General features: G+C 49.4%; 26 protein-coding genes, 2 tRNA genes and 1 pseudogene. 15 read left to right on the top strand and 14 right to left on the bottom strand.

Annotated elements, in window-relative coordinates; all coding sequences use genetic code 11:
- Window positions 1-102: 102 nt before the first annotated feature.
- From CWI84_RS00395 to CWI84_RS00385, 3 genes are all read right to left on the bottom strand, one after another.
- Window positions 103-696: a DNA-3-methyladenine glycosylase family protein gene (locus tag CWI84_RS00395; protein WP_126840604.1), complete on the bottom strand. Its 594-nt coding sequence runs from the start codon at window positions 694-696 to the stop codon at window positions 103-105.
- Window positions 693-1,490, bottom strand: a complete 798-nt coding sequence (locus tag CWI84_RS00390; protein ID WP_241968687.1) for a thioesterase family protein — start codon at window positions 1,488-1,490, stop codon at window positions 693-695. Before CWI84_RS00390 ends, CWI84_RS00395 begins: the two co-directional genes overlap by 4 nt.
- A 97-nt stretch (window positions 1,491-1,587) precedes the next feature.
- Window positions 1,588-1,679 (bottom strand) — tRNA-Ser (locus tag CWI84_RS00385).
- Between the two features lie 264 nt (window positions 1,680-1,943).
- Here CWI84_RS00385 and CWI84_RS00380 point away from each other — a divergent pair.
- The 5 genes from CWI84_RS00380 (at window position 1,944) to CWI84_RS00360 (ending at window position 4,014) form a co-directional block, all read left to right on the top strand.
- Window positions 1,944-2,612 (top strand): Bax inhibitor-1/YccA family protein, encoded by a 669-nt coding sequence (locus CWI84_RS00380; protein ID WP_126840603.1) that lies wholly within the window; start codon window positions 1,944-1,946, stop codon window positions 2,610-2,612.
- A gap of 68 nt (window positions 2,613-2,680) precedes the next feature.
- Window positions 2,681-3,040, top strand: coding sequence for a sulfurtransferase complex subunit TusD (tusD, locus tag CWI84_RS00375; RefSeq protein WP_126840602.1), 360 nt, complete (start codon window positions 2,681-2,683; stop codon window positions 3,038-3,040).
- Window positions 3,041-3,051: 11 nt separating this feature from the next.
- Window positions 3,052-3,402, top strand: a complete 351-nt coding sequence (locus tag CWI84_RS00370) for a DsrE family protein (RefSeq protein ID WP_126840601.1) — start codon at window positions 3,052-3,054, stop codon at window positions 3,400-3,402.
- Complete coding sequence (locus tag CWI84_RS00365; protein ID WP_126840600.1) at window positions 3,399-3,680, top strand: hypothetical protein; 282 nt, start codon at window positions 3,399-3,401, stop codon at window positions 3,678-3,680. Before CWI84_RS00370 ends, CWI84_RS00365 begins: the two co-directional genes overlap by 4 nt.
- Before the next feature lie 4 nt (window positions 3,681-3,684).
- Complete coding sequence (locus CWI84_RS00360) at window positions 3,685-4,014, top strand: TusE/DsrC/DsvC family sulfur relay protein (RefSeq protein ID WP_126840599.1); 330 nt, start codon at window positions 3,685-3,687, stop codon at window positions 4,012-4,014.
- Here the strand turns inward: CWI84_RS00360 and serS are convergent.
- The 5 genes from serS to lrp all read right to left on the bottom strand — a co-directional run bounded on the left by serS (window position 4,011) and on the right by lrp (window position 10,377).
- The gene (gene serS / locus CWI84_RS00355) at window positions 4,011-5,303 is read right to left on the bottom strand and encodes a serine--tRNA ligase (RefSeq protein WP_126840598.1); all 1,293 of its coding nucleotides are present in this window, start codon (window positions 5,301-5,303) and stop codon (window positions 4,011-4,013) included. The genes CWI84_RS00360 and serS overlap by 4 nt on opposite strands.
- Before the next feature lie 108 nt (window positions 5,304-5,411).
- Window positions 5,412-6,749, bottom strand: a complete 1,338-nt coding sequence (locus CWI84_RS00350) for a replication-associated recombination protein A (protein WP_126840597.1) — start codon at window positions 6,747-6,749, stop codon at window positions 5,412-5,414.
- Window positions 6,742-7,398, bottom strand: a complete 657-nt coding sequence (lolA, locus tag CWI84_RS00345; RefSeq protein ID WP_126840596.1) for an outer membrane lipoprotein periplasmic chaperone LolA — start codon at window positions 7,396-7,398, stop codon at window positions 6,742-6,744. The genes CWI84_RS00350 and lolA overlap by 8 nt, the downstream gene beginning before the upstream one ends.
- Before the next feature lie 3 nt (window positions 7,399-7,401).
- On the bottom strand, window positions 7,402-9,828 hold the full coding sequence (locus CWI84_RS00340; RefSeq protein WP_126840595.1) for a DNA translocase FtsK: 2,427 nt from the start codon (window positions 9,826-9,828) through the stop codon (window positions 7,402-7,404).
- A 57-nt stretch (window positions 9,829-9,885) separates the two neighbouring features.
- Window positions 9,886-10,377, bottom strand: coding sequence for a leucine-responsive transcriptional regulator Lrp (gene lrp / locus CWI84_RS00335; protein WP_126840594.1), 492 nt, complete (start codon window positions 10,375-10,377; stop codon window positions 9,886-9,888).
- Window positions 10,378-10,510: 133 nt separating this feature from the next.
- Between lrp and ald the strand changes: the two genes are divergently transcribed.
- From ald to infA, 5 genes are all read left to right on the top strand, one after another.
- On the top strand, window positions 10,511-11,644 hold the full coding sequence (ald, locus tag CWI84_RS00330) for an alanine dehydrogenase (RefSeq protein ID WP_126840593.1): 1,134 nt from the start codon (window positions 10,511-10,513) through the stop codon (window positions 11,642-11,644).
- 133 nt (window positions 11,645-11,777) lie between these two features.
- On the top strand, window positions 11,778-12,734 hold the full coding sequence (trxB, locus tag CWI84_RS00325) for a thioredoxin-disulfide reductase (RefSeq protein WP_126840592.1): 957 nt from the start codon (window positions 11,778-11,780) through the stop codon (window positions 12,732-12,734).
- An 11-nt stretch (window positions 12,735-12,745) separates the two neighbouring features.
- The gene (aat, locus tag CWI84_RS00320; protein WP_126840591.1) at window positions 12,746-13,465 is read left to right on the top strand and encodes a leucyl/phenylalanyl-tRNA--protein transferase; all 720 of its coding nucleotides are present in this window, start codon (window positions 12,746-12,748) and stop codon (window positions 13,463-13,465) included.
- Window positions 13,466-13,473: 8 nt separating this feature from the next.
- Window positions 13,474-14,184 (top strand): arginyltransferase, encoded by a 711-nt coding sequence (locus tag CWI84_RS00315; protein WP_126840894.1) that lies wholly within the window; start codon window positions 13,474-13,476, stop codon window positions 14,182-14,184.
- A gap of 36 nt (window positions 14,185-14,220) precedes the next feature.
- Window positions 14,221-14,439, top strand: coding sequence for a translation initiation factor IF-1 (gene infA, locus CWI84_RS00310; protein WP_008489926.1), 219 nt, complete (start codon window positions 14,221-14,223; stop codon window positions 14,437-14,439).
- 68 nt (window positions 14,440-14,507) lie between these two features.
- Here infA and clpA read toward each other — a convergent pair whose 3' ends face one another.
- Together clpA and clpS are read right to left on the bottom strand one after the other, a co-directional pair.
- A complete protein-coding gene (clpA, locus tag CWI84_RS00305) occupies window positions 14,508-16,781 on the bottom strand; it encodes an ATP-dependent Clp protease ATP-binding subunit ClpA (protein WP_126840590.1) in 2,274 nt (757 codons plus the stop codon).
- A gap of 33 nt (window positions 16,782-16,814) precedes the next feature.
- Window positions 16,815-17,123 carry an ATP-dependent Clp protease adapter ClpS gene (gene clpS / locus CWI84_RS00300; RefSeq protein WP_126840589.1) on the bottom strand — a complete coding sequence of 103 codons (309 nt, stop codon included), beginning with the start codon at window positions 17,121-17,123 and terminating at the stop codon, window positions 16,815-16,817.
- Between the two features lie 246 nt (window positions 17,124-17,369).
- On the opposite strand from clpS, the gene cspD reads away from it, so the two are divergent.
- Entirely contained in the window at window positions 17,370-17,585 is a 216-nt protein-coding gene (gene cspD, locus CWI84_RS00295; protein ID WP_126840588.1) for a cold shock domain-containing protein CspD, read from the top strand.
- Between the two features lie 70 nt (window positions 17,586-17,655).
- Here cspD and yejK read toward each other — a convergent pair whose 3' ends face one another.
- Window positions 17,656-18,699, bottom strand: a complete 1,044-nt coding sequence (gene yejK / locus CWI84_RS00290) for a nucleoid-associated protein YejK (protein ID WP_126840587.1) — start codon at window positions 18,697-18,699, stop codon at window positions 17,656-17,658.
- Window positions 18,700-18,735: 36 nt separating this feature from the next.
- Here yejK and CWI84_RS00285 point away from each other — a divergent pair, with 36 nt between their 5' ends.
- From CWI84_RS00285 to CWI84_RS11780, 4 genes and pseudogenes are all read left to right on the top strand, one after another.
- Window positions 18,736-18,993, top strand: coding sequence for a YejL family protein (locus CWI84_RS00285; protein WP_241968686.1), 258 nt, complete (start codon window positions 18,736-18,738; stop codon window positions 18,991-18,993).
- A 55-nt stretch (window positions 18,994-19,048) separates the two neighbouring features.
- Window positions 19,049-20,698 carry a DUF3413 domain-containing protein gene (locus tag CWI84_RS00280; RefSeq protein ID WP_126840586.1) on the top strand — a complete coding sequence of 550 codons (1,650 nt, stop codon included), beginning with the start codon at window positions 19,049-19,051 and terminating at the stop codon, window positions 20,696-20,698.
- Between the two features lie 85 nt (window positions 20,699-20,783).
- Window positions 20,784-20,860, top strand: a tRNA-Pro gene (locus tag CWI84_RS00275).
- A gap of 43 nt (window positions 20,861-20,903) precedes the next feature.
- Window positions 20,904-20,996: pseudogene (locus CWI84_RS11780) on the top strand (site-specific integrase); the annotation flags it as partial.
- 61 nt (window positions 20,997-21,057) lie between these two features.
- Here CWI84_RS11780 and CWI84_RS00265 read toward each other — a convergent pair.
- The 3 genes from CWI84_RS00265 to CWI84_RS00255 all read right to left on the bottom strand — a co-directional run bounded on the left by CWI84_RS00265 (window position 21,058) and on the right by CWI84_RS00255 (window position 23,433).
- Entirely contained in the window at window positions 21,058-21,861 is an 804-nt protein-coding gene (locus tag CWI84_RS00265) for a DUF3037 domain-containing protein (RefSeq protein WP_126840585.1), read from the bottom strand.
- Window positions 21,861-22,313, bottom strand: coding sequence for a HipA family kinase (locus tag CWI84_RS00260; protein WP_338034251.1), 453 nt, complete (start codon window positions 22,311-22,313; stop codon window positions 21,861-21,863). The genes CWI84_RS00265 and CWI84_RS00260 overlap by 1 nt, the downstream gene beginning before the upstream one ends.
- Window positions 22,314-22,345: 32 nt before the next feature.
- Window positions 22,346-23,433, bottom strand: a protein-coding gene (locus tag CWI84_RS00255; protein ID WP_126840584.1) for an IS3 family transposase whose coding sequence is annotated in 2 segments (ribosomal slippage) — window positions 22,346-23,172 and window positions 23,172-23,433 — 1,089 coding nt in all. Because the reading frame shifts where the segments join, the coding sequence is not laid out codon by codon here.
- Window positions 23,434-23,538: the final 105 nt, after the last annotated feature.

The following is a 23,538-nucleotide window of genomic DNA, read 5'->3' as shown; positions in this document are numbered from 1 at the left end:
CGGGGCCATTCCGTAGCCCCGAGTAACGACTAAACGTTTTCGATTTGTAAGCAAGAAGCAAGCGCTAGTGTAAAAATACCACTAAACGAGGACTTTCGAATGTCAGATCCGTGCTTGATCCAGTAATTGCCACAAATAGCTGGCTAAATAAGTGCGATAAGGGCTGGCACGCTCGGGCGTTAATTCCACACCGTGTTCAATCATTAGCCCTACAGCCTTGCGTAAACTGCTATCCTGTAAAGGGAACAAATCCTCGTTGGCAAAGTGGAACATGGCGACAATTGAAGCCGTCCACATCCCTAAACCTTTGTGCGAGGTGATTTCTCGCAGTAGCTCATCCACCGCAAGGTTCTGCCAGTTATCAATCGCTTGCGGATCACGCTGGTAAGCTTCAGCAAAACGGCTGATGGTTTTGGCTTTGGCTCGCGAACAACCACATTCAATCAAGCTCATTTCATCCACGTCGGCAATACGGCGAAGCCCTTGTTCGGCTGCTTTTGCCTCCACCCGTCCAATAATGGTGTCAGAGGCCTTGAGCGATAGCATCTGCCGGATCACAATACGCGGTACCGCTTCGATAGGATGAATGCCTGACGGCTCCAATACCGGCACTAACGGGTGGGTTAATAAAAACCGTTCAATGCCGGGTTGGGTATCAATTAGGTGCTGGCGGATACTCTCCGCGGTCGTTTTCATCCGAACACCGTAACGGTTTGGCGGCTCAGTGCAACTAACTGTCCCTGCGCGTCCCAGAGCGTTGCACGGCAATGGCCGTAGCCGTTTTCAGCGTGTTCAATAATGGCTTGGTATTGCCACCAGTCGGCGCCACTAAAGTGGCTCAGATCACGGTCAAGAAATTCAATCGTCCACGTCAGCGACGAAGCCGGCGCCGGTTGCTTGAGGTGGGGCAGAAGTGCTGGCGGCCAAGCGTCGACTAACGCCAAAATGGTTGGCACTGTCACAGGCTTATCAGCGTCTTTTAAGCGTATCCAGCCACCAAAATCGCGCTCATTTTGGCCGGTATATGGAATGCCACCGCGGGTAATACGGTAATCGAAGTGTTTGGCGAACTCTGGCACCACATCCATTTCTGGCAGCGCCATACCCTGTGCTTTATCTCCTAACTCAGCGCACGGCTCTTGTTCAACCGCAATACTTGAAGGCCGCCCTGCTCCTAAGCTCGCCAGCGCCGATAACACGACTTGCCCTTGCTGGGAAATTTCTGCGGCGACTTGCGTCACCGCTTTGCCTTGGCGCAATAGTCGAAAGCCCAATTCCGCCTCACCTGCGGCTACTGGGGCCACAAAAGAGACGGTGATTGAGCGCATCGGTACATCTGCGAGCCCTTGTTGTTGAATAAAACGGGCAATTGCCGCAGCGGTTAAGCCACCAAATAAGGCGCGTCCTTGACCCCAGCCTTCTGGGAACTGGATAAGTTGCTGTGTTTGATTGGGGCGTATTTGCGCGAGAATATCTGCCAATGATGTCACTGTGTCACTCCTTTTTTTGGAGGCCAGTATATCATGCAAATTTTACTGTGACTGAAAAGCAAAAAACCCGCCAGAAGGCGGGTTTTTCTAGAATACTTGGCGGAGAGGGAGGGATTCGAACCCCCGGTGGGTGTGAACCCACGCCTGATTTCAAGTCAGGTGCATTCAACCGAGCTCTGCCACCTCTCCGCGACGTCTCGTTGTTGAGAACGAGGCGAATATTAAAGAGCCTTGACGCCGTTGTAAAGTAAAAATTTCAATCAAAGGGTTCGGTTGCTGGTAATTTGTTCAGTTTGATCAAGGATTCAACAGTTTTCTGCATTTCCCAGGCGTTAAGCCTTGAAAAGGCTATTCAGTACCGCCATTTATACGCTAGTATGGCGGAAACTTTTTCAAAACTTAACGTCTAACATTACAGTTAGATAATATTTTAGGGTAACTTGGAGCAAAACCATGGACAACCGCACGCAAGTCTATACTGGCTCGGCCAGTCAGTCGGCGATTTCGACCAATAAGGTATTACGCAATACCTACACGTTATTGGCGATGACGCTACTATTCAGTTCTGCCGTTGCAGCACTGTCAACCATCATGAACTGGCCCTATCCGGGCATTCTGCTAACCCTTGTTGCCTATTTCGGCTTACTGTTCGGCGTTTATAAAACCAAAGACAGTGCTATGGGCTTGGTATTTACCTTCGCCTTAACCGGATTTTTAGGTTATACCCTAGGTCCCATCATTAACATGGCGATTGGTGTAGGCGGCTCTGATATTGTTGTCACGGCATTGGGCGGCACCGCGTTAACCTTCTTCGCGACTTCCGCTTATGTACTGACCACCAAAAAAGACATGTCGAAACTGGGCGGTTTAGTCACGGCTGGTATCATCATGGTGTTCGTGGTAAGCTTGGCGAACCTGTTCTTCCAAATGTCAGCGCTAAGCTTGGCATTGTCGGCTATCTCTATCCCATTAATGGCGATGTTGATCATGTGGCAGACCAGCGACATCATCAACGGTGGTGAACGCAACTACATCATTGCGACCATCACCTTGTACGTGGCGCTTTATAATCTGTTCCTGAACTTGCTATCATTGTTAATGGCGTTCAGCGGCGACGATTAATCGCAGCACAGATAACGATTCTCGAAACGCCCCTGCTTGGGGCGTTTTTTTTAGCGTAAGGAAAAACCGTGGCGACATTCTCTTTAGTGCTTCAAGACAGTGCAGATAATAGCTACCGTTCGGCATTGGCTTGCCGTTTCGCGCAAGCTGCAGTGGCTGCTGGGCATAGTATTAATGCGGTATTCTTTTATTCGGCAGCGGTAGACCACGCCAATGCCTTACGCGAGCTCCCCAGTGATGAAACCGACGTCGCCACAACTTGGCTGGTATTCGCTCAACAACACGCGGTGCCGTTAATTGTCTGCCACACAGTTGCCACACGGCGTGGCATTATCGAGGGTGAAAATTGGCGTGCGGGTTTCCAAGCGTCCGGACTCACGGAGTTCATGGCCTCGACCCAAACAGCTGACCGCGTGGTGCAGTTTTAATGGAGCCACAGATGGAGAAATCGTTAGCTATTGTCACCTACTGCGCGCCCTACTCGGCCGCTGCGCGGGAAGCGTTAGACGCGCTTTTTGCTGCGGCCAGTTTGGATATTCCGGTTCAGTGGTTTGTTGCAGAGTCCTCTATGGCAATGCTTATTGAGCACGGTGACACGCATGTGTTGGGCCAACGTAGCCGGCAGAAGAAGCTGAAAATGCTAGCGCTTTTCGAGATTGCCGCACCTGTAGTTATTGAAAGCGCCATTGATAGCCAGCAAACGCCGTTGTTATGTGATGTTGAGCGCTGTTCAGCCGAACAATGGCGCGCGCAGCTAGCTAAGTATTCAAAGGTATTACAATTCCTATGAACTATTCCGCGTTGCACCAAGTACTCTCATTAAACCTCAGTCAGTGGCTAGCTGAACATCGCGCACAAGTCAGCCAAGACGCCGCTGTGTTACTGAGTGGCAAGGCATTACTGCAAGCGAATGACAGCAATTTATCGCCGTTAAAAGGTGTCGCCTGCTTTGCCCTGGCAAATGAAATAGCAGCGCTGGGGATAACCCCCACGACATCGCTGACAGTGATTAACGATGAACAATGGGTGGCGTTAACCTTAGCTGCCAAACAAGTGATCACCTGGTAACAATATGATTGAATTTAACGGTAAGCAGTACCCCACCGATAAACACCAATACTTAGCTAATCTCGATGATTGGAGCGAAGAGCTGGCCTACCATTTTGCCGAGCTTGAGGGCATTGAAATGACACCCGCGCATTGGGAAGTGGTGATGTTTGTGCAAGATTTCTATCGTGAATACGATACCAGCCCAGCAATGCGAGTATTGGTAAAGGCGGTGAAAGAATCGTTAGGTGAAGACAAAGGCAACAGCATGTATTTGTATAAGCTGTTCCCGAAAGGACCCGCAAAACAGGCAACCCGGATTGCCGGGCTGCCTAAACCGGCCAAGTGTATTTAAGCCGTCAATACGGTCTTACCGCCCATGTATGGCTGTAACACCTCGGGAATACGCACACTGCCATCGGCCTGTTGGTAATTCTCTAAAATCGCCACCAGTGTGCGCCCTACGGCTAACCCTGAACCGTTCAGTGTGTGGAGCAATTCCGGCTTCTTCGCGCCCTTGCGGCGGAAGCGGGCTTGCATGCGCCGCGCTTGGAAATCTTGCATGTTACTGCAGGAGCTAATTTCGCGATAGGTATTCTGCGCCGGTAACCAGACTTCTAAATCATAGGTTTTTGCCGCACCAAAGCCCATATCTCCAGTACATAGCAACATCTTGCGGTATGGCAGTTTCAGCCCTCGCAAAACGGCTTCAGCATGGCTTGTTAACTGCTCTAGTGCGTCCATTGAGTGCTCAGGTTGCACCAACCAAACCAATTCCACTTTATCAAATTGGTGCTGGCGAATAAGGCCCCGCGTATCGCGCCCGTGCGAACCGGCCTCACTGCGGAAGCACGGTGTATGCGCGGTAAACTTCAGCGGTAAGCTGGCCTCATCGGCAATCTCATCACGCATTAAGTTAGTCAACGGCACTTCTGCGGTGGGAATTAATGACAACGGAATGCTTTCTTCCATGGCGCCCTGAATATGGAATAGGTCTTCGCCAAATTTCGGTAGTTGGCCAGTACCATAAAGTGAATCGTGGTTTACCAAATACGGCACGTAGGTTTCTTGGTAGCCATGTTGCTCGGTGTGCAAGTCCAACATGTATTGTGCCAATGCACGGTTTAAACGCGCAATACCACCACTCATAACCACAAAGCGTGCGCCGGTTAACTTAGCAGCACGTTCAAAGTCCATGCCGTTATCTAGGCCTTGAGCAATATCAACATGGTCTTTTACTGCAAAATCGAACGCTGTGGGTTCGCCCCAACGTGAGATCTCTTGGTTATCATCCTCTGATTGCCCCTGCGGCACTTCGTCTGCAGGCAGGTTTGGCACACCCAAAACGATGTGATTCAGCTGATCTTGAATCGCCTTAAGTTGTTGCTTTGCGGCTTCCAATTGATCACCCAGATCACTGACTTCGGCTAATAACGGTTGGATATCTTCGCCCGCGGCTTTAGCCTTACCGATAGCTTTGGAGCGGCTATTCCGTTCAGCTTGCAGTTGTTCGGTCTGCACTTGCACCGACTTGCGCTGTTGCTCCAGTTTTTCGATGGTCGCAACGTCTAATTGAAAGCCACGCGTGGCCAGTCGCTCAGCGGTTTGTGGTAGTTCTTCGCGAAAATATTTGGCGTCTAACATCAGTGTCCTACTAAATTCTGAAACCCTTGGCGTGCACCGCCTAAAACAAGGCCTTTATGGTAAACCAGGCGGGCTATAAAAAGAAAGGCTGCAACGAAAAAAGCCGGGTTAATCGTTGCCGCGTTGCCAATCACTTTGCTGGTCGAGTTGTTGCAACCATTCCAGCTTCTCTTTCAGTTTTATTTCTAGCCCGCGCGTATTCGGTTGGTACAGCACAACCTCACCCACCTCGCTAGGCAAATAACGTTCACCGGCAGCAACGGCATTAGGATAATTATGCGCGTAACGATAATCTTCGCCATACCCTTGCTGTTGATGAATTTTGGTAGGGGCATTGCGCAAATGGCTCGGCACTTCAGCGTTTCCGGTTTGCTCGGCTAATGCCAACGCGCCTTTAAAGGCTTGATAAACGGCGTTACTTTTCGGTGCTAAGGCACAGTAAATCACCGCTTGGGCAATGGCGCGTTCGCCCTCGGCGGGTCCCACACGGTGAAAGGTATCCCAAGCATTCAATGCCAATTGCAGCGCCCGCGGGTCGGCATTACCAATATCTTCTGACGCAATCGCCAATAACCGCCGAGCAATAATTAACGGATCGCCGCCACCAACTAACACCCGAGCATACCAATACAGTGCACCATCTGCCGACGATCCACGCACCGATTTATGGAACGCCGAAAGGATGTCGTAATAGTGGTCGCCTTGGTGGTCAAAACTCGAAGCCTTTTGCCCAAGCGCATCGCGCACCAGCTCGACGCTGATTTGCTGCTCAGCAACAGGCAAAAAATCTGCAGCCACCTCTAGCCCATTGAGTAAGCGCCTAACATCACCGCCACTGTGTTCAATGAGGTAGGCTTGTGCAGCCGGATCAAGGTGCAACTTGCGACCACCGATACCCCGCTCAGTGTCTGTTAGCGCACGTTGGATTGCTGTTTCTAAGTCCGCGGTAGTTAACGCTTGCAGGCGATAAACCCGCGCACGCGAAAGCAAGGCATTATTTAATTCAAAACCAGGATTTTCGGTAGTGGCGCCAATAAACACCACCGTGCCATCTTCAATATGCGGCAAAAAAGCGTCTTGTTGGCTTTTATTAAAACGGTGCACCTCGTCGACAAACAGCAATGTGCGCTTGCCCTGCTGTTGCGCGCGCGCCTTCGCCTCACTGATCGCTTCGCGAATGTCTTTTACCCCAGAGGTTACCGCACTCAGCCGCGAAACCGCGGCATTACCGTAGTGCGCAACTAATTCCGCCAAGGTGGTTTTTCCGGTACCCGGAGGTCCCCACAAAATCATCGAATGCAGGCTACCTGCCTCTATGGCTTTGCGCAGCGGTTTGTCTGGCCCAAGCAGATGTTGCTGGCCAATGTACTCATCTAACGACACTGGCCGCATTCGAGCGGCCAGCGGTCGGAAATCCGGAGCGAAATTTAAATCCAAATTACTCACGGCGCGCCTTGGCTTGGCGTTGATCGTCTACCGCCACACCCTCAGGCGGGGTGAACTGAAATTGGCTCGCCGCAATCGGTTGATTCATCCGCACATCAGACAACGCTAAGTGGGTCATTTGCCCCTCAGGCTCATGCAAATAAATATCTTTTAACTGTCCTGACTGGCTAAATACCAGTTCTAATGTGGCCTGTGAATTCGCTGCTTTTGGTTCTACGGTATAACTTTGGCCCTGTTGGCTCACACGGTAGTTTGCCCAGCTTTGCGGTTCCCCTTTTAGCAAGAGCAATAAAGGGCTTTGCGCGACCGCATCACCTTGGTCGTAAACCGAGACCTGCTCAACAAAAGGATTGAAGTACCAGACAGCGTCACCGTCTGCTACCATCAACGATTCATCCGGCGCTTCGGTTTCCCAGCGCATCAGGTTTGGACGCTTTAACATGAGTGTACCGTTCAAGCGCTGCACCAATTCGTCTTGCTGATCGGTCACGGTTTGCTGAAACTGCGCTTGTAGGGTTTGCATCGGCGCCAGTTTTTCACGCAACGTCGCACCAACATCTTGCGCGACCGCCGCCGCACTGGACGCCACGCACACCAGCGCTAGTACACCACGTTTAATTCCACCAAGCTTCATACCACTTACCTTCATTGATTAATCCCTCGGTGCTTTCGGCGCTAACACATCGCGCTGACCATTATTGCCAGCTCTAGATACGACACCGCTCATTTCCATTTGTTCGACAATCCGTGCGGCACGGTTATAGCCAATGCGGAATTTGCGCTGTACACTCGATACCGACACTTTCTGTGTTTCGGTCACAAACGCTACAGCCTCATCATAAACCGGGTCCGTCTCACCATCGTCGCCTTCTTGCTGTTCACCCGGCAATAACTGCTCTTCTGACATATCGCCAGAAAGAATTTCATCTAAGTAATTCGGCCGACCACGTTTTTTCCAATCAGCGACCACGTTATGCACTTCATGATCATCCACGAACGCCCCATGCACCCGCACTGGCGAACCGCTACCCGGCGGCAAATAGAGCATATCGCCCTGCCCCAACAGTTGGTCTGCACCCGGTTGGTCGAGAATGGTTCTTGAATCGACCTTGGACGACACTTGGAACGCAATCCGGGTTGGAATATTGGCTTTAATCAATCCGGTGATCACATCCACCGAAGGTCGTTGGGTCGCTAAAATTAAGTGAATACCTGCCGCCCGTGCCTTTTGCGCAATCCGCGCAATCAATTCTTCGACTTTCTTGCCAACAATCATCATCATGTCGGCAAATTCATCGATTACGACCACAATATTCGGCAGCTTTTCTAGGTATGGCGGATATTCGTCCATTGAATCGCCGGGTTTCCATAATGGGTCGCGAAGCGGTTCGCCGGCTTCTTCAGCCGCTTTAATCTTGGCGTTATAACCTTTTAAGTTCCGTACCCCGAGCGATGACATTAATTTGTAACGACGTTCCATCTCGCCTACACACCAGCGCAAGGCGTTGGCGGCGTCTTTCATATCGGTAACCACTTCGGTCAGTAAGTGCGGAATGCCCTCATACACACTCAATTCGAGCATTTTCGGGTCGATCATGATCAAACGCACATCTTCCGGCGAGCTCTTGTACAGCAAGCTCAAGATCATGACGTTCACACCCACGGATTTGCCCGAGCCGGTAGTACCTGCCACCAGCAAGTGCGGCATTTTGGCTAAATCGACAATAACCGGCGCGCCGGCAATGTTTTTACCCAGCACCATGGTTAATGGTGATGGGCTATTCTGGAAGTTCTCACAACTCAGTACCTCGCTGAGTTGGACAATTTCCCGATGCTTATTCGGCAACTCTAAGCCCACGTACGACTTGCCAGGAATCACTTCTACCACACGCACGGCAACCGCAGAGAGTGTCCGGGCAATATCTTTCGCCAAGTTAGAGATTTTTGAGACTTTTACGCCTGGCGCCAAGTCCAACTCAAAGCGCGTGATCACTGGACCTGGCTGTACGTTGGCTACGGTGACATCCACGCCGAAGTCTTTCAACACGTTTTCGACGGTGCGTGAAACTTGTTCCAACTCTTCTGGCGTAATCGGGTTTTCTTTACGGTTTGGACGGTCAAGCAGCTCAAGCGACGGAAAAGGCGTTATTGGCTCCTCTGCTGCGCTGTCATTATCGTCCTCATCATCATCGTCATCTGTATCGGTGGATTTTCTAACCACCGCACGATGGTTTTCCGCTGCTTGTTTGCTAAAGCGCGGCGCTGCTTCGTTTGGCGCAGGCTTATGATCCATCTCGAAAGGCGGTTCCTCGTCGCCATCATCCGTAGCCACAATGCTGGGCAGATCATCCGCTGCCTCAGCGCTTGGGCCACCTAACAGGCCACTGACATCAATCGACGGTTCATCGGCACGGCCCCGTTCATCGGCACTCACTATTAATGGGTCGTCGTCGAGTTCACCTTCTTCTTCAGCGTCTTGTTTGCGGCTCTGGCGTTGGATGAGTGGCTTCACTTTTTCCACCACCCACAGGGTCCCGGTAATAGCGTATTCGCCTAACTTGTCTGCAACCGTCAGCCAACTGATGCCGGTAACGAGCGTTAGCCCAGTACAGAAGAAGGTTAACAATAACAAGGTGGTGCCAAGGAAATTGAAATATGGCAGTAAGGCATCCGCCATGACATCGCCTAGTACGCCACCGGCAGAAAAATAATAAATATCGTCAAAGTTAATCGACGAGAGCGCGGTCGCGCCGATGATCGCTAGTAAGGCGCCGATTAACCGCAGGCTTACGGCCAAATAATCCAGTTCCAGTAACCGGTGCGGCTGGCGGAATAATAGGTAGCCCATGCCAATGAGCACAAATGGAATCAAGTACGCGACAAAGCCAAAGGCAAACAACAATACGTCGGCAAACCATGCGCCAATAGCACCACCAGCGTTGTGGATTTGCCCTTCATAACCCGTTTGTGACCAACTGGGATCTGCGGGGTTAAAACTTAACAACGACAGCAGCAAGAACACGGCGAGAGCGCCAAATAAAATAAGTCCTGCTTCTAATACACGCTGTACACCTGTCATATCTGAGTCGCCTGTCCCTTTGTCCTGAAACTATTGTATCGAATGTTGTTCGCCATGTTAGCCCTTTATTAGGACTTTATTTTCTTGTTTTACCTCTTCCATGACCACATAAGTGCGTGATTCGTTCACTCCAGGCATCATTAGCAGGGTTTCCCCTAGCAGCTTACGATACGCTGGCATATCAGGCACTCGCGCTTTAATTAGGAAATCAAAATCCCCCGCAACCAAATGGCACTCGAGTATTTCGTCGGTATCTCGCGCCGCTTGGCTAAACTCTTCAAACGAGTCGGGCGACGTCCGCGTTAGGGTGATCTCGACAAACACCATAAGGTTTGCACCCAGCTTTGCTGGATTAATTCGCGCATGGTAGCTCTCAATAATGCCTTCTTTTTCGAGTTTACGCACGCGCTCTAAACATGCCGTGGCGCTGAGCCCCACTTTACGGGCTAATGCGACGTTCGACAGGCGTCCGTCATCTTGCAATGAGCGAAGGATCTTACGGTCGATCCTGTCAATAGTGATTTTTACGGGTTCTTCTGCGTTAAACATTATTTTTCACTATAAGTTCACAGTAATGCAAAATATAGCACGAAAAAATAGTGTAAAAAAAGTACGAAACACTTATCAGTTACAGTCTATAATCTGCACCAATTTTTCACGTCTCAACCAATAGGGCCAGAAGATGTTAATTGGTGTACCTAAAGAAATTAAAAATCACGAGTATCGTATTGGTTTAACCCCTGCTGCAGTGCGTGAGTATGTGGCAAATGGGCATCAGGTTATCGTCGAAAACAACGGTGGCGCAGCCATCGGTTTTACCAACGAAGATTACCAACAAGCGGGTGCAGAAATCATTGACAGCGCCGAAGAGATTTTTGCGCGCGCCGACATGATCGTTAAAGTGAAAGAACCACAGCCAAACGAATGCAAAATGCTTCGTGAAGGCCAAATTCTATACACCTTCTTGCACTTGGCCCCAGACCCAACGCAAACCAAATTATTGGGCGAGTCTGGCGTAACAGCCATTGCTTACGAGACCGTTACCGACAACCGTAACGCCCTACCGCTGTTGGCACCAATGAGCGAAGTCGCTGGCCGTATGTCTATCCAAGCGGGTGCGCATTACTTAGAAAAAGCGCACGGTGGTAGCGGAACCCTATTGGGCGGTGTTCCTGGCGTAGCACCGGGCAAAGTATTGATTATTGGTGGCGGCGTAGTCGGCACCAACGCAGCTAAAATGGCGCTAGGTATGGGCGCAGAAGTGACCATTCTGGACCGTTCATTGCCGCGTTTACGCGAGCTGGACGATATTTTTGGTGGCCGTGTCACGACCATCTTCTCGACCGTAGATGCCATCGATAAGTACTCACGTGAAGCAGACCTAGTGGTTGGCGCCGTGCTGATTCCAGGTGCAGCGGCACCAAAACTGCTTACCCGTGAAAACATCAAAAACATGAAACCTGGCTCAGTATTAGTAGACGTAGCCATTGACCAAGGCGGCTGTTTTGCAACCTCTAAGGCCACAACGCACCAAGATCCGGTTTACGTGGTTGATGACGTTGTGCACTACTGCGTCGCCAACATGCCAGGCGGTGTCGCGCGGACATCAACGATTGCGTTGAACAATGCCACCCTGCCACAAGGCATTGCGCTGGCAAACAAAGGCTTGAAAGCGATGTTAGACGACAAGCATTTGTTGAACGGTTTGAACATGCACAAAGGTAAAATCACTTATAAAGCCGTGCATGACGACCTCGGCGAAGAATTAGGCTTGGATTACCAAGACCCAACTGACGCGATTAAAGCAGACCTGTAATCACGCTTTAACGAAACAGCCCGCCAAACTTGGCGGGCTTTTTTATTTGCTCTTGTGCCAGCCCCTTGCAATCCCTACAATCAATCCCCATACCTAGAATAATCAAAATTTCGTATTTATTTGGAGACGTTCAATGTCTGAAGTTAAGCATTGCAAACTACTCATTCTTGGATCTGGTCCTGCCGGATACACTGCCGCCGTTTACGCTGCGCGCGCTAACCTTAACCCAGTCATGGTGACCGGGATGCAACAAGGCGGCCAGCTAACCACTACCACCGATGTAGAAAACTGGCCAGGCGACGCCGAAGGCCTTACCGGTCCTGACTTGATGGTACGGATGCAGCAACACGCCGAACGTTTCAACACCGAAATCGTATTCGACCACATCAACGAAGTTGACTTCTCTAGTCGCCCGTTCAAGCTGAAAGGTGACACAGGCTCATACATCGCGGATTCTGTGATTATTTCTACCGGCGCCTCAGCGAAATACTTAGGCTTAGATTCAGAACAGAAATTCATGGGTAAAGGTGTTTCTGCGTGCGCGACCTGTGACGGGTTCTTCTACAAGAATCAGAAAGTTTGCGTTGTGGGCGGCGGTAACACCGCGGTTGAAGAAGCCCTGTACTTGGCTAACATCGCTAGCGAAGTGCACGTGATTCACCGTCGCGAAACCTTCCGTGCCGAAAAGATCTTGGTCGACCGTCTGCGTGATCGCGCTGAGAACGGCAACGTGACCTTGCACCTGAACAAAACCCTGGACGAAGTCCTTGGCGACGAGATGGGCGTGACCGGTGTACGCGTGAAAGACACCCAAGACGGCAGCTTGAGCGAGTTTGATGTTGCCGGTTGCTTTATTGCGATTGGGCACCAGCCGAACACGGGCATTTTTGACGGCCAATTGGCAATGCAAGACGGCTATATCGTGGTAGAAAGCGGTTTAAGCGGCAACGCTACCGCAACCAGTGTACCTGGCGTTTTTGCCGCCGGCGACGTAATGGACCATGTTTATCGCCAAGCCATTACTTCTGCTGGCACTGGTTGTATGGCGGCATTGGATGCGGAACGCTTCCTCGACTCGCTGACTAAATAGCGTGTCTACCAGTGATCGTTCAACTCGCTAACGATTCGCTGGTATTTCCACCGCCCGCCATGGCTTTACACGAGCCAAACGGCTTACTGGCGGTGGGTGGCGATTTATCGGCGGCCAGACTCATGGCCGCCTATCGCCAAGGTATCTTCCCTTGGTACGGTGAAGACGACCCAATATTGTGGTGGTCGCCCAATCCTCGTACCCTATTCTTCCCCGATAAAATTCATGTTAGCCGCAGCTTACGAAAGTTTTGTCGCAAAAGTCGCTGGACCATCACCATTAACCACTGTTTCGAACAAGTGATTCGCTATTGTGGCGACGTGCGGGCAGAACAGGAAGGCACATGGATTACCGAAGAAATGCTCGCGGCTTATACCAACTTGCACCAACGTGGCCACGCCCACTCTGTTGAAGTCTGGGACGGCGATACCCTAGTGGGCGGTTTATATGGCGTTGCCGTGGGCCAAGCGTTTTGTGGTGAAAGTATGTTCCATTTAGCCACCAATGCGTCAAAAGTCGCATTGGCGAGCTTTGCCGAACACTTCCACCAGGCCGGCGGGCAGTTCATCGACTGCCAAGTGGGTAATGCTCACTTAACCTCTTTAGGCGCGCAATCAATACCGCGCGAAAGGTTCCTTTATTTGCTACATTTAGCAGAGCAACAACGCGTTGCAGAAAGCACGTGGAAAGCGGGCGAAATACCGCTGTTCGGGCGTGAACAGGAGCGCTGATTGTGGCAATGCAATTTGGTCTGACCCAAAACAAAACCTGCGGTTATTTAGACGAGCAACAGGAGCGCCTGCTTGTGGCTGTGCCAGACGCGGAGCACCCGTCCTCTATAGCCAGTTATCACCGTCTGGTTTCGCAAGGTTTTCGCCGCAGCCATAATGACCTTTACCGGCCTTACTGCGATGCCTGTAATGCCTGCCAATCAATTCGAGTATTGGTGCAAGATTTCTCCCCGTCGCGGCGCTTCCGTCGAATCATTAAAAAGAATAACGACTTAATCGCGCTAGCTTTTAGCGAACCCACCGCCGAGCACAGTGAGCTATTCTGCCGTTTTATCGAGCAGCGCCACGCTGATGGCGCAATGTACCCGCCCGATCCTGAGGCGTTTTGGCGCTGGATCTCGTGCGATTGGTTAGCGCCGTTAATGTTGGAATGGCGCGATAACAACGGCCGTTTATTGCTCGTCAGCATTGCCGACCGCCTACCTGACGCCTACTCTGCGGTATATTCTTTTTTTGAGCCGAGCGCGGAAAAACGTTCGCTAGGCATATTCGCAATTCTTGAACAGTGGCGACTTGCCAAGCAAGATAACAAAGGCTACCTGTATTTGGGTTACCAAATAGACGCTTGTTCGAAGATGAATTACAAAACCCAATTTGCCCCCTACGAACGGCTAATTGGCAATCAGTGGCAAAAAGCGGTAAAATCCACCGCAACTTGATTTATTACTTAACAGAAGCAACTTCAGAGGACTTGAATGGCGAAAGAAGACAGCATTGAAATGCAGGGAACGGTTCTTGATACCCTGCCAAATACGATGTTCCGCGTTGAGCTAGAAAATGGCCACGTTGTGACTGCGCATATCTCAGGAAAAATGCGTAAGCACTATATTCGTATCCTAACGGGTGACACTGTAACAGTGCAGCTTACCCCATACGATTTGACCAAAGGTCGCATTGTCTTCCGCGCCCGTTAAGTTGCTAACCTAACGCGCATAAAAAAACCCGGCTTCGTAGCCGGGTTTTTTGTGGCTGTAGCTTGGGCTTAAGATTCAACGGCCTCATTGGTACTGTCGTAACTAAACGCAAGCTCGCCGTCTTTGTTACAACTGACCTTCACGTTGCCACCACGGGCTAAGCGGCCAAACAGAATTTCGTTTGCCAGCGGCTTTTTCAGGTGTTCTTGAATAACCCGTGACATTGGCCGTGCGCCCATCTGTTTGTCATAGCCTTTCTCGGCCAGCCAGTCGTGCGCTTTTTTGTCTAACTCAAGCGACACACCTTTGCGATCGAGTTGCGCTTGTAGTTCGCAAATAAACTTGTCGACTACTTGGCTTAACACTTCTGGTGACAAATGGTTGAACCAAACAATACCATCTAAACGGTTACGGAATTCCGGGGTAAAGATGTTATTGATTTCAGCCAAGGCATCGTGACTGTGATCTTGCTGTTTAAAGCCAATAGACTTACGAACCGTCTCCCGCACACCGGCGTTCGTGGTCATTACAATAATCACGTTACGGAAGTCCGCTTTACGACCATTGTTGTCGGTTAACGTGCCGTTATCCATTACTTGCAACAAGACGTTGAAAATATCGCTGTGGGCTTTTTCCAGCTCGTCGAGTAACAACACACAGTGAGGATTCTTAATCACTGCATCGGTTAACAAGCCGCCTTGGTCAAACCCAACGTAGCCCGGAGGCGCGCCGATCAACCGGCTGACTGCATGCCGCTCCATGTATTCCGACATATCGAAGCGCACCAGCTCAATACCCATGGCTTTCGCCAATTGCTGTGTGACCTCGGTTTTCCCCACACCGGTAGGACCGGCAAAAAGGAACGAACCGACCGGTTTATTCTCATTCGCCAAGCCAGAACGCGACAGGCGAATCGCCGAAGTGAGCTTATCGATTGCTTCGTCTTGACCAAATACCACCATTTTAAGATTGCGATCCAATTGCTTCAGGATCTGATGGTCAGTCCGCGACACCGATTGCTCCGGAATCCGGGCGATTTTGGAGATAATCGCTTCGATATCAGAAACGCCCACGGTTTTGCGGCGTTTGGACTGCGGCAACAAGCGTTGTGAAGCCCCTGCCTCGTCCAAAACATCGATCGCTTTATCCGGCAAATGGCGTTCGTTGATATATTTCGCCGCCAACTCAGCCGCCGCTTTAATGGCAGGCTGGGTATAACGAATACCGTGGTGGCTTTCGTAACGATCTTTCAGTCCTAATAAGATTTTAGTGGTGTCTTCCACACTCGGTTCCACCACGTCGATCTTCTGGAAGCGGCGCACCAACGCCCGATCTTTCTCGAAGATGTTTTTGTATTCGTTGTAAGTGGTAGAGCCAATACACTTTAATTCGCCGCTAGAAAGTAGCGGTTTCAGTAAGTTTGAGGCATCCAGTACCCCGCCACTCGCCGCTCCCGCACCGATAATGGTGTGAATTTCGTCAATAAACAAAATGGCATCGTCTTGCTCACGCAATTCACGCAACAACTGTTTAAAGCGTTTTTCAAAATCACCGCGGTATTTAGTGCCCGCTAATAATCCGCCCATATCTAATGAGAAGATCGTGGCATCAGCAATAATCTCTGGCACTTCGCCTTTAACAATGCGGTATGCCAAGCCTTCGGCAATTGCCGTTTTACCTACACCCGCTTCTCCCACGAACAGTGGGTTATTTTTGCGACGCCGACAAAGGATCTGAATACAACGTTCCAATTCAACATCGCGACCAATCAATGGGTCAATTTTACCCTCTTGTGCTTGCACATTGAGGTTGGTGCAAAAACGTTTTAGGTAACTTTGCTCTTCCGCTTGTTGGCTGGCTTCGGCTTCTTCCGCGGCAGGCTCTTCCGCGCCTTCCGCACCGTCTTCCATACGGGAAATACCATGGGAGATAAAATTCACCACATCTAAGCGCGTTATATCGTGCTTGTTCAGCAGATACACTGCTTGCGATTCTTGTTCACTGAAAATCGCCACTAACACATTGGCGCCAGTGACTTCCGCATTACCTGAAGATTGCACGTGGAAAACCGCGCGCTGAAGCACCCGTTGGAAACCTAAGGTCGGTTGGGTGTCGCCGGCTTCTTCGTCGGCATCAAATTGCGGAGTGCTGCGGTCGATATAACTCAGTAACTCTTCTTTCAATTGCGCGAAATTCGCCCCACACGCACGCAGAGCCTCTGCAGCATCAGGGTTCTCGAGTAACGCTACCAATAAATGTTCAACCGTCATCAGCTCATGACGGCGCTCGCGTGCCAATTTAAAAGCATCGTTGAGGGTGATTTCTAGCGCTTTGTTTAGCATAGACCGCTCCTTCCAGTACCACTGATTACCACCTTACGCCTGCTCCATAGTGCAGAGCAAGGGGTGTTGGTTTTCGCGTGCATACTGATTTACTTGTACCACTTTAGTTTCGGCGACTTCCGCAGAATAAACGCCGCATACAGCCTTTCCTTTATAATGCACCTGCAACATGGTTTCCGTGGCGCGTTCCTGATCCATCCGAAAGAATTTCATCAGCACTTCAATAACGAAATCCATCGGGGTGTAATCGTCATTGTTCAATAGTACTTTGTACATGGACGGCGGCTTGAGTTCCTTTTTCTCCTGCACGTCGCTGTCATGCTGATGCTCAAAATTACTCATTAATTAACAACCTATTATCACTATAGTCGTTATTTTCTTACGCGTCTGTAAGGGAAGATGTTATTTTTTGATTAACAAATCTGCATATTTTTCGCGCAAAATACTTGACTAATAACTGAACTCACCTAGAGTAAAACATGGTGTTTCACTGGCACTTTTTCAAGCGTTCTGCTTACACAATGCCAGTGTGTCGTCTCACCATACAATAAAAAAGATCACTATTTGTAGAAAGAAGGAAGTAGAAGTATGGCTACCGGTAAAGTCAAATGGTTTAACAATTCGAAAGGCTTCGGCTTTATCGAAAGCGAAGAACGTGAGGGCGATATCTTCGCGCATTACTCCACCATTGAAATGGAAGGCTACCGCACCCTGAAAGCGGGTCAAGCTGTCGAATTTGAACTGCAAGAGGGTCCTAAAGGTTTGCACGCAGCAAACATCGTTCCCTCAGCGGCCGACAAGTAAGCCTTTTAACAAAAGCCACCGCGCATCTGCCGGTGGCTTTTGTTTATCCCCTACCACTCTTTTCTTACTGTTAACTATCTATACCGAAATAGCGGCGTAATTGATCACGCAAATTTGGCGGCGTACCGTGAATGGTTAAGGTATCCGTTGCCGCATCGTACTCAACCCGTTCGCCCAGCATGGTGTGGTCAAAACCCACGCTCACACCCCCACCTTGGCCTTGAAACTTCACCAGCTTACGCAATGTAGTTTTATCGGCGGGAAACTCTTGGGTTAAATCAACACTTTTTTGCTCACCATATTCGCGCGAAAAATCTTCTAATGAACGTTCTGCCGGAATATTTTCTCGTACTTGCTCAGACAAAGTTTTCACACTTACGCCCTCGCCCTGCTTCCATTGTTCGTCGCAATAATGGTAAGCCGACTGCCGCAATGCTGAACGTTGCTCTGGCTCGAATTGCTGTTCTTGCGCGTAAGCGTCTACCGCTTCCACCAAGTGCTGCGTTTGCGCTTTACTGTTTAAGCGTTCGGTGCAACCTAAAAAGTCTAAGAAAAAATCCGATACCTTACGTCCCGCCCGGCCTTTGATAAACGAAATGTAACGGTCATCTGTCGGGTCGGTTTGCCACTGAGTAAGGTCTACTCGCGCGGCCAACTGCACACGGCTAATATCCAACTGCGATGAACGGTCGACCGATAAGTTATGGTCAATGGTCACGCCATCCTTTACTGGTAAGAAGCTTACCAACAAATAGTCGGTTGCCAGATGCTGGTAATGCGAAATCAATAAAAAGCCAGCATCTAACATACCGTAGTGCTGCAATTGCTGTAACAACACCCGTGCCGCGCTTTGGCTAAACTCAACGAAACCTAATTGTTGCTTCTGCCACGATGCTAATTGAGTCGGAAACTCACTGGGCTCACCATCATCCTGTTCGGTTAAGAAACTGGCGTAGCCCTTGGCCGGTTTGCTGGTGTAAACGTCGGTTAGCTCTTCTAATAAATTATTAAGCTCATCGTCGGCTTCCAATTCTTGGCTCGCTAAGCGCAAACCTACCTGGCCGTCGTTTTGATAAAACTGGTGAATAATGCTGTTAAGCAATTGCAATTGCATGGCGAGTAGCTTCCTTCCCTTTCAAGGTATGTTACTATGCGCGCTAGTGTATCACGGTTAAGCGACGTACCCATGCCAATCCAATCAAAATATGCCACTGACAAGCAAGACGCCATCCTCAATGAGTTAATGGCGGTGCTCGAAAAGCACCAAACACCAGCCGACTTGGCACTGATGTCATTAGGTAATGCGGTAACCAATGTGGTGCAGCAAGGCTACAAAGGCGATCAACAAGGTGCGGTAGCGCGGCAATTTGCCAATATCTTGCTACAATCGCTTGATAACACAAACTAATTCACTGTAGTTAGGTGTCAGATACCGTAGAGGGTGACAAGGGAGCATGCCACTAATGGGGAAATATCAGCGTCGCGATAAAATTGCTCGGCTTATTAGCTGGGGGCATTGGTTTACCTTTACCAATATTATCCTGTCGCTGGCGATTGGTACCCTTTATATCGAAGCTTCGGAATTTCCTACAACGGGTCTGTCGACGATCTACGCCATCGTCAGTTGGATTGGCCATTTTGCCTTTCTGCCCTTTGTATTCTTTATTATTGCCATATTCCCGGTCTGCTTATTCGCGCCCTATTCGCGCTTTATGCGCGGCTACGCCAGCTTAGTCAGCGCTTTTGCCCTTGTTGCATTAATTTCCGACGTCATTTTCTTCCGCCAATACGGCTACCACTTAAATACCTACTCACTGGCACAAATGGCGCGTGATGCCGAAACCGTATTCACCGGTGCCAGTTTTGTGATGGTGATTGGTATTCTACTGAGCTTTTTGCTGATTCTGGGGATTGAATTAGTATTGGCAAACCTGACCTGGAAACGCCTACCGCAATTGCAAAATCAGCGTTACGGCGCGCCCATTACCAGCATTTTCGTGCTGTGCTTTTTAACCAGCCACAGCATGCACGTATGGGCCGATGCGGCGCTGTACGACCCAATTACCCAGCAAGATGATATGTTTCCGATTTCGTACCCAACCACTGCCAAAACGCTAATGGCAAAACATGGATTAATCGAAGCCACGCACTACCGTGATCGGCAACAGATGTTGCTGCATAATGCGACGAAAACCATTGAATACCCGTTAAACCCGTTACTCTGTGCCAAGGTCAATAACCCACAGCAGGCTGTGATTGTGGCATTTAACCGATTAAACGCCGAGCAACGCGAGGCACTAAATACCGTATTGAGCCCAGTCGCCAGCGGTTACCATCGCGCCGACATTCAATTGCTAGGTCATCCGGAGGCCGAAGGCGGTAGTTTCCAATTACTGTATGGCTTACCCGACTTTTACCAGCAAACCTTAATTAATGATAAAACCGCACCGGCTTACGCGAAACCACTATCAGATTTTGGTATGCCAATGCACCTGCTGCGAACGCAGCATTACAAAGACGAGATTGCATTACCCGAGAATAGCACCATACAAACACTACAACGCTGGGAAAGCGGCCCGCACGAACACAAAGGCTTAACCGTGTTGTTTGCCGATATTAGCGACCGCGATGCGGTTATTGAGTGGTTAGAAAGCGCCGATTTGAAGAGTGCCAAAGTCATGGTTACTGCGCTGGCGCCCGTCCGCGACGAGCAATTGGTCGACAAAAAACAATTCCAGCCTTCACTGTTAGAAGTACCGTTATGGGTGAGTAATATTTCCCTCCCGTCACATCCCATTGCTGGGTTAATGGACTTAATGCCAACCGCTTTGGATAGCTTAATGTCATGCGCCAACGGTGTGAAGAACTTCTCGAACGGTGAGTCGCTGCGTAGCCGTGGCGAGCGTTACCCGCTGGTTGAATCGTATAAGCCCTACATTGTGATTTACCAGCAGACCGAAACCACAGTGCTCGACAGCAGTGGCCAATTCAGCGTTTACGACAATCAAGGCTTTCAATTAAAATCGGGCGCTGAACCCCACACCTCGGTGTTAATTAACGCACTGAAAAAAATTAAACGTTTTTCCAAGCCAATAAAGACCGACGACCAATAACTGGCGAAATTTACAGCAGTCAGCACTCAAACCACCGAGTTATTGTTGCGTAACCCCGTGAAATCGGTAACATAAGCAACTCGGTCGGCGTGTAGCGCAGCCTGGTAGCGCACTGTCATGGGGTGTCAGGGGTCGGAGGTTCAAATCCTCTCACGCCGACCAATTTCCTTTCTTTATACTCCTTTTAAAACAATGAGTTAAGTTCTCTGATATTGCCAAGGTAATGAAGATGCAGCGTCATAGCTCTGAGGCTGTGACGCTGCGTTATATTGGCTTTACTCAGGAAGATGTTGACTGAGACTTTGCTGAACTGGAGCTATAGGGGTTTGTAGCCCCTATTTTTTGATCCGGGCTTTGAATTATGTGTTATTAGCAAACTTCAAAATTTCTAGAGAGTTATTGGCGTTAGCGACAATTATTTCTCTCTGAGAAGCGATGTTAACGGCTTCAAGGTACGCCTCTTCAAACCCTTTGTCTGTTGGCTTTTCTACTGCCAGCATCATGTTGTAAGGCAACACTATCTGCTCATGTTGTAAGCGAGTGAGTCTATCTATCCACTGAGCTGCATGTTCATAGGCTGCTAGTGGCGTTTTTCGCTCAAAAGCAAGAGGCCGTATTACTTTTGTATTGGTAGCACTTTTCTTTACGAATGGCAGCTTGAACTCGCCGAGCTTTGTTTCGAGTACTTGGGCCTTAAAGTCTCTTACATTTTCACGTTTCAACAGTTGACGAATGTTCTGCTCGATTATGCTCTCGCGATACTTTTCGCTGAGGAAGCTTCTCTCGACATAATGCTCGTACAAGTCGATGAGCTTATCGTCAATGTTATTAACTACTGCAGTGCTAACCCCCCCAAAAGATATCACGCCTTCTCGGTGCCGGGTCAGTTCCTGAAATAACGCAGCGGTAGCTTTTCCTGGCTTGTCTATAGCGAATTCTTTTAGGCGATTAAGTTCAGCCTCTAAAAGTTGTAATGCGCTGCCGAACAACTTGCCATCGAGGTCTTCAAAGAATTGATTAACACGACCAAAACGCTTACGTGCAAGTTTAAACTTAATTTTACCGGTATCGGGTGCACAAACGACCACACCAACATTAGCGAACTCTTGGGTTTCAGCGAACGGCATAAAACGCACAGTGGCATACATGCATAACGTATTCATTATATCCGCTCCCAGAAGTTGTCTTCGTTTATTAGACCTAATGTTAACCGAATCTGCTCCATAAAGTCATCTGTTAGATCCCACTCATCCGGTACGAGTAAGAATATTTCATCAAGTTGTCGAAGACAGTTACTCGCGCGCTCTTGATAAAGTTTTCGCGATAATAAATCCCGCTGCTGTATCCAAGCGTCTCTACCCAGGTGATCTTTGGTAAAGTCGTTGAATTCGAAGCTATCATCAAATGCCAAGTTATGATCTAAAGCCCAAAAGAGCTGTTCGGCAGGTTGATAGAATACGTTTGGGTTGCCGCCCTTCATTGACAACGTACGATCGCCGTTACGAACCCATAGATCGAATATGAATAAGTTTGCAGCAAGTTTCTGTCCAAAATTCATCATTAATTGATAGTTGACTTCTTGAAGGCCATCGATGAATTGGGAAGCAAATGTAATCCCCCCATTTTAAGCAGCAGTTATTCGTAGAATTAATGAACCGCTTGCGTTAGTTGTTTGGGCGGAATGCCTCCGATGGCCGTGTTAGGCCGTTCGTTGTTATAAAGCCAAAGCCACTGAGTGGCAAGTTCTTGTGCATGTTCTACGCTTTCAAACAGGTGTAAATCGAGCCATTCATGCCGCACTGTTCGATTAAATCGTTCAACATACGCGTTCTGTGTTGGCTTACCTGGTTGAATGTAAAGCATGGTGATTTGATGCTTCTCAGCCCAGTTAATCAGCTCGCTTGATAAATATTCTGGGCCATTGTCGCAGCGAATCGCCGCAGGTTTTCCCCGCCATTCAATCACTTGCTCCAAGGCACGAATAACTCGGGCACTTGGCAGCGACAGATCGACTTCAATGGTTAACCCTTCGCGATTGTAATCGTCGATAACGTTAAATGTTCGCAGTGAACGACCATCAGCTAAACTGTCGGACATAAAGTCCATCGACCAGACTTGGTTCATTGCGGTTGGCACACTTAAAGCGTCTGGTTTGTCGCGTCGCAGGCGACGCTTGGGTTTAATTCGTAAGTTAAGCTCTAGCTCGCGATAAATGCGATATACGCGCTTGTGGTTCCATGGGAATCCTTTCACGTTACGCAAATGCAAGAAGCACAAACCAAAACCCCAGCGCTTCTGCGCAGTGGTTAAGCGCAGCAACCAATCAGCAATTACAGCATTTTCATCGCTGAGTTTGCTTTGATAGTGGTAACAGCTCGTGCTAATGCCCATGCAAACACAGGCAAAACGAACGCTAATACCATGGCGTTGAATGGCAGCTCGCGCCATCTCCTTGCGCTGAGATGGCTTTACAGCTTTCCCTCAAGGGCTTCCTTGCGGATCTCAGCTTTGAGTCGCTCTTCGGCATACATTTTCTTGAGGCGTTTGTTTTCGTCCTCAAGCTCTTTGAGACGTTTCATCATGGATGCGTCCATGCCGCCAAACTTGGCACGCCATTTATAAAATTGAGCTGAGCTCATACCGTGTTCACGGCAAAGTTCTGGAACGGGTACACCGCTCTCGTTCTGCTTCAGAATCGCTAAGATCTGACTGTCTGTGTATCGTGATTTGCGCATAGAAAACTCCTTCGTTTTAGTTTAACGGAATTTTCTACTTATAACTGCTCCGATTTTTCGGGGGGATTACACCTCGCTGCGAAGCGATTCGGAAAAGTATTGTTT

The organism is Idiomarina tyrosinivorans (genome assembly GCF_003987475.1).
GTDB classification, from domain to species: Bacteria; Pseudomonadota; Gammaproteobacteria; order Enterobacterales; family Alteromonadaceae; genus Idiomarina; species Idiomarina tyrosinivorans.
Note: the sequence above shows the minus strand (reverse complement) of the source record. Positions and strands in the feature narration are given on the sequence as shown.

What these genes read in the sequence shown, in the direction of transcription:
- cspD (WP_126840588.1), top strand. Translation starts at nt 17,370, where the DNA reads ATGGCTACCGGTAAAGTCAAATGGTTTAACAATTCGAAAGGCTTCGGC.
- CWI84_RS00395 (WP_126840604.1), bottom strand. Translation starts at nt 696, where the DNA reads ATGAAAACGACCGCGGAGAGTATCCGCCAGCACCTAATTGATACCCAA.
- CWI84_RS00365 (WP_126840600.1), top strand. Translation starts at nt 3,399, where the DNA reads ATGAACTATTCCGCGTTGCACCAAGTACTCTCATTAAACCTCAGTCAG.
- lolA (WP_126840596.1), bottom strand. Translation starts at nt 7,398, where the DNA reads ATGAAGGTAAGTGGTATGAAGCTTGGTGGAATTAAACGTGGTGTACTA.
- CWI84_RS00360 (WP_126840599.1), top strand. Translation starts at nt 3,685, where the DNA reads ATGATTGAATTTAACGGTAAGCAGTACCCCACCGATAAACACCAATAC.
- yejK (WP_126840587.1), bottom strand. Translation starts at nt 18,699, where the DNA reads ATGCAATTGCAATTGCTTAACAGCATTATTCACCAGTTTTATCAAAAC.
- serS (WP_126840598.1), bottom strand. Translation starts at nt 5,303, where the DNA reads ATGTTAGACGCCAAATATTTTCGCGAAGAACTACCACAAACCGCTGAG.
- lrp (WP_126840594.1), bottom strand. Translation starts at nt 10,377, where the DNA reads ATGTTTAACGCAGAAGAACCCGTAAAAATCACTATTGACAGGATCGAC.
- clpA (WP_126840590.1), bottom strand. Translation starts at nt 16,781, where the DNA reads ATGCTAAACAAAGCGCTAGAAATCACCCTCAACGATGCTTTTAAATTG.
- CWI84_RS00340 (WP_126840595.1), bottom strand. Translation starts at nt 9,828, where the DNA reads ATGACAGGTGTACAGCGTGTATTAGAAGCAGGACTTATTTTATTTGGC.
- trxB (WP_126840592.1), top strand. Translation starts at nt 11,778, where the DNA reads ATGTCTGAAGTTAAGCATTGCAAACTACTCATTCTTGGATCTGGTCCT.
- infA (WP_008489926.1), top strand. Translation starts at nt 14,221, where the DNA reads ATGGCGAAAGAAGACAGCATTGAAATGCAGGGAACGGTTCTTGATACC.
- CWI84_RS00380 (WP_126840603.1), top strand. Translation starts at nt 1,944, where the DNA reads ATGGACAACCGCACGCAAGTCTATACTGGCTCGGCCAGTCAGTCGGCG.
- CWI84_RS00280 (WP_126840586.1), top strand. Translation starts at nt 19,049, where the DNA reads ATGGGGAAATATCAGCGTCGCGATAAAATTGCTCGGCTTATTAGCTGG.
- CWI84_RS00315 (WP_126840894.1), top strand. Translation starts at nt 13,474, where the DNA reads ATGCAATTTGGTCTGACCCAAAACAAAACCTGCGGTTATTTAGACGAG.
- CWI84_RS00285 (WP_241968686.1), top strand. Translation starts at nt 18,736, where the DNA reads ATGCGCGCTAGTGTATCACGGTTAAGCGACGTACCCATGCCAATCCAA.
- clpS (WP_126840589.1), bottom strand. Translation starts at nt 17,123, where the DNA reads ATGAGTAATTTTGAGCATCAGCATGACAGCGACGTGCAGGAGAAAAAG.
- CWI84_RS00370 (WP_126840601.1), top strand. Translation starts at nt 3,052, where the DNA reads ATGGAGAAATCGTTAGCTATTGTCACCTACTGCGCGCCCTACTCGGCC.
- ald (WP_126840593.1), top strand. Translation starts at nt 10,511, where the DNA reads ATGTTAATTGGTGTACCTAAAGAAATTAAAAATCACGAGTATCGTATT.
- CWI84_RS00265 (WP_126840585.1), bottom strand. Translation starts at nt 21,861, where the DNA reads ATGAATACGTTATGCATGTATGCCACTGTGCGTTTTATGCCGTTCGCT.